The sequence below is a fragment of the Leptolyngbya sp. FACHB-36 genome (assembly GCF_014695955.1).
GTDB lineage: Bacteria > Cyanobacteriota > Cyanobacteriia > Leptolyngbyales > Leptolyngbyaceae > FACHB-36.
Map to the genome: position 1 here is coordinate 1 of NZ_JACJPG010000034.1, position 3,950 is coordinate 3,950.

The following is a 3,950-nucleotide window of genomic DNA, read 5'->3' on the forward strand; positions in this document are numbered from 1 at the left end:
ATAGAAAAAGCATTCCTACCGTAGGGATGATGCATCGGCTTTAGCCACCCTAGACGATGAACCATAGTTTCATTTTCATGTTGGAGATTACTTATGCTAAACGCTCTTTTGCTGGTGGCGCTCGGTGCTCAGGATGCGGGACTTACCCCAACTGAAGCAGGAAACCCCTGGATTAAACCCATTATCATGACACTTTCCTGTCTTCTGGTGTTATTTATTGCTGGACGGTCGATCGAGCGTCCCCACGACGGTCCCAAAATGCCGCTGCCCTTCCCCTCGCTGTTTAACAATCCCAGTGTAGGAACCTTCTTGGGGTCGATGAGTTTTGGGCATCTTCTCGGAGCATTGGCAATCTTTGGATTCTCGCCCTACTTCCAATAGAATAACCACGCTACACCATACCCGTTAGCACTGACTGGAAGCTACCAGTTCGTACCTAACCATTCAGAAGTGACGCAGTTGAGCCTTTTTTGCCCTCTAGCTCCAGGTTTGGAGAATTTCCGCTCCGGTTTTTCCCAAAATTGCAGGGCTAGGGATGCGGCGGTAGCAACGTTGACTTCTGAAGCATTCTTCTAGAAAACCCTCAGCTTCTTCAGGAAACTGGGGGTTTTCGCTTGCTAAATTACGGCAAAACTGACCGAGTAGCGCTCCGAAGTCGCTGGATATACCAAACTTTGCGCCACGGTTTCATCTAGTTAATCTCCGTGTGCTGAGACAGGGCGATCGCGTTTGCCATTGACTGAATTTCTGTGCGTTTGGATTTGTTGAAGTGTCCTCCAGCGTGCCGGATCCTTTACGTCGGTTACTGACTTGACTCTCCAGTCCACTAGAGAGTTGAGAATAGAAGCAGTTCTCCAAAAACCCTAATCGCTTCAGGAATTAGAACTTATGACTCTTCAACTTAACGTTCCTAACATGGCGTGCTCTGCGTGTAGCGAAACCATCACAAAGGCAGTGACCAACGTTGATCCCGCCGCCCAAGTCGCCGCCGATCCAAAAACGAAGCAGGTGACGATCGAAACGCAAGCCCCCGAAACCGCGATCAAAGAAGCGATTACGGCGGCTGGCTACACCGTTGCTTAAGGTTCTCATCCACGTTGGTTCAGGGTAACCATTTCCTGTTCAGGTTCATTGCGTTTTATTAGGAGGTGGTCAATGGATACCACACTCAGATTGCGAGGCATGAGCTGTGCTGCTTGTGCCAATCGTGTTGAGCAAGTGATTCGCGCGGTTCCAGGGGTTGAAGCATGCAGCGTTAATTTTGGTGCAGAGCAAGCAACCGTTATCTACGATCCGCAGCGTACAGATTTAGAGATAATCCAAGATGCTGTAAGCGAAGCGGGCTACTCTGCGTTTTCTCTGCAAGGCTCCGAGATGGTGACGGGAGAGGATGACGCTGAGAAGGCGACGCGACTGGCAGAGTTGCGTCATCTTCAGCGGAAGGTTGTTTTGGGCGGCACGATCGGCACGCTGCTGATGATTGGCTCACTGCCAATGATGACGGGGTTATCGCTTCCACTTATCCCAGCCTGGTTATCAAATCCGTGGCTTCAGCTGGTCCTTACGGCTCCCGTACAGTTCTGGTGCGGCAACAGGTTCTACAGCAATGCGTGGAAAGCCTTCAAACACCACGCTGCAACAATGGACACGCTGATTGCGCTAGGAACTAGTGCGGCTTACGCTTACTCCGTATTTGCTACGCTGTTTCCCACCTTTCTGATGAATCAGGGATTAATGCCGGAGGTGTATTACGAAACGTCGGCGATCGTCATCACGCTGATTCTGCTGGGAAGACTGTTTGAGAATCGTGCCAGAGGACAAACGTCTGAGGCGATCCGGACGTTAATTGGTTTACAGGCAAGAGATGCCCGGATTATCCGCGATGGACAAGAGGTGGCGGTGCCGATCCAATCCGTCCAAATTGGCGATGTGGTAGTGGTGCGTCCGGGTGAAAAAATTCCTGTAGATGGCGACGTGGTAACTGGCAGATCGACGGTTGATGAGTCAATGATCACGGGGGAGAGCGCCCCGATCGACAAGCAGCCGGGGGATGAAGTCATTGGAGCCACGCTCAACAAAACAGGCAGCTTTCAGTTTCGGGCAACCCGCGTCGGCAAAGACACAATGCTGGCTCAAATCGTCAAACTTGTGCAGCAGGCGCAAGGCTCTAAAGCTCCGATTCAGCGACTCGCCGATCGCGTCACCGGATGGTTTGTGCCTGCGGTCATTGCCATTGCCATCCTCACCTTTATTCTTTGGTTCAACTTAATGGGCAACCTGACGCTGGCGTTAGTTACCACGGTTGGCGTGCTGATTATCGCCTGTCCGTGCGCGCTGGGGCTAGCTACGCCAACGTCAGTCATGGTGGGAACGGGCAAAGGAGCCGAAAACGGCATTCTAATTAAAGGCGCAGAGAGTTTGGAGATGGCTCACAACCTTCAAACGATCGTCCTCGACAAAACGGGAACTCTGACTCAAGGCAGACCAACCGTAACGGATTTTATGACGACGACTGGCACAGCAAATGAACTTCGCCTGTTGCAGTTAGCCGCATCCGTCGAGCGCAACTCAGAACACCCGCTGGCAGAAGCGGCTGTGCGATATGCCCAGTCGCAAGACGTGGAGTTAGCGCCCGTCGAAGCCTTTGAGGCGATCGTGGGAAGCGGCGTCCAAGGGATTGTCTCTCAGCGTCTGATTCAGATTGGCACTCAGCGCTGGATGCAGGAATTGGGCATTGACACCCAGAGCCTACAGCACGACAAGTCGCGGCTGGAATCTCTGGGCAAAACCGTGATTCTGATTGCGGTTGACGGTGAAGTGCAAGCACTCATGGGCATTTCGGATGCGCTGAAACCGTCCTCCGCGGCGACCGTCCGCGCGTTGCAGCGCATGAAATTAGAGGTCATTATGCTGACGGGCGACAATCGCCAAACTGCTGAGGCGATCGCTCGTGAAGTCGGCATTCGGCGCGTGTTTGCCGAAGTACGCCCGGACCAAAAAGCCGCAAAAGTGGCAGAACTTCAGCGAGGCGGCAACGTGGTCGCCATGGTTGGGGATGGCATCAACGATGCTCCGGCTCTGGCTCAAGCCGATGTAGGCATCGCGATCGGCACCGGAACAGATGTGGCGATCGCGGCTAGCGACATTACGCTGATTTCGGGTGATTTGCAGGGAATTATCACCGCCATTGAGCTATCCCGCGCCACGATGCGGAACATCCGCCAAAATCTGTTCTTTGCGTTCATCTACAACGTGGCAGGAATTCCGATTGCTGCCGGAATCCTGTTTCCAGTTTTCGGGTGGCTGCTGAGTCCGATCGTGGCAGGAGGTGCAATGGCATTTAGCTCTGTTTCTGTTGTTACCAACGCCTTGCGCTTGCGTAACTTTCAGCCGAAGACAGCTTTGTGATCAAGGGACTTAGGTGATGCTGACTAGAAAACTGGTGTTTGGAACGCTTGCAGGTGTTGGGCTACTGCTGAGCACTGTAGGAGCCGCTGCCGCTCAGATGGCACCTGATCAGATGCCACCTGAAATGCCACATACTTCTGCACCAAGCTCATTTCAGCGGATTGAGCAACCGCTCTGGATAACCGGATCGGTGACAGCAGCAGGTTTAGCGCTAATTGGGTTGGAGATCTGGTGGTTTCTGCTCAGCAAGCCAACGTCGCGTAGGACAGCGACGAGTCAAGACACTCAGAAGGTGGTAAAAGCACCATCCAATTAATCATTCAATCATTGGGTTTAGTTTTTATCGGTTTGTTTTCTAAATGTCAGGGCAATAAAGGTGTAGTGCTTGTCGTACCAAGACACGGTTCTGTCAGCACACGCAGGAATCGCTGTGTTTTCTTTGAGCACGAAGCCAGATTGATGGGCGATCGCAATCAGCGCTTCAATGTCAGCTCTAGAAAAGATTTTCCAGCTTAAGCCAAACGGCTTGATTGAGGCTTCAA

The 3,950-nt window shown here is 52.4% G+C and carries 5 protein-coding genes; 4 read left to right on the forward strand and 1 reads right to left on the reverse strand.

Annotation, left to right across the window (positions count from 1 at the left end; all coding sequences use genetic code 11):
• Nucleotides 1-93: 93 nt before the first annotated feature.
• From H6F43_RS00455 to H6F43_RS21780, 4 genes are all read left to right on the forward strand, one after another.
• Complete coding sequence (locus H6F43_RS00455; RefSeq protein WP_190340074.1) at nt 94-381, forward strand: photosystem I reaction center subunit PsaK; 288 nt, start codon at nt 94-96, stop codon at nt 379-381.
• A 507-nt stretch (nt 382-888) separates the two neighbouring features.
• A complete protein-coding gene (locus tag H6F43_RS00460; RefSeq protein WP_190340075.1) occupies nt 889-1,083 on the forward strand; it encodes a heavy-metal-associated domain-containing protein in 195 nt (64 codons plus the stop codon).
• Nucleotides 1,084-1,155: 72 nt separating this feature from the next.
• Entirely contained in the window at nt 1,156-3,408 is a 2,253-nt protein-coding gene (locus tag H6F43_RS00465) for a heavy metal translocating P-type ATPase (RefSeq protein WP_190340076.1), read from the forward strand.
• 16 nt (nt 3,409-3,424) lie between these two features.
• Nucleotides 3,425-3,724: a hypothetical protein gene (locus H6F43_RS21780; RefSeq protein WP_199290076.1), complete on the forward strand. Its 300-nt coding sequence runs from the start codon at nt 3,425-3,427 to the stop codon at nt 3,722-3,724.
• A gap of 17 nt (nt 3,725-3,741) precedes the next feature.
• Here H6F43_RS21780 and H6F43_RS00475 read toward each other — a convergent pair.
• Nucleotides 3,742-3,950 (reverse strand): hypothetical protein (locus H6F43_RS00475; RefSeq protein ID WP_190340077.1); only part of this gene is annotated, 209 nt, incomplete at its 5' end.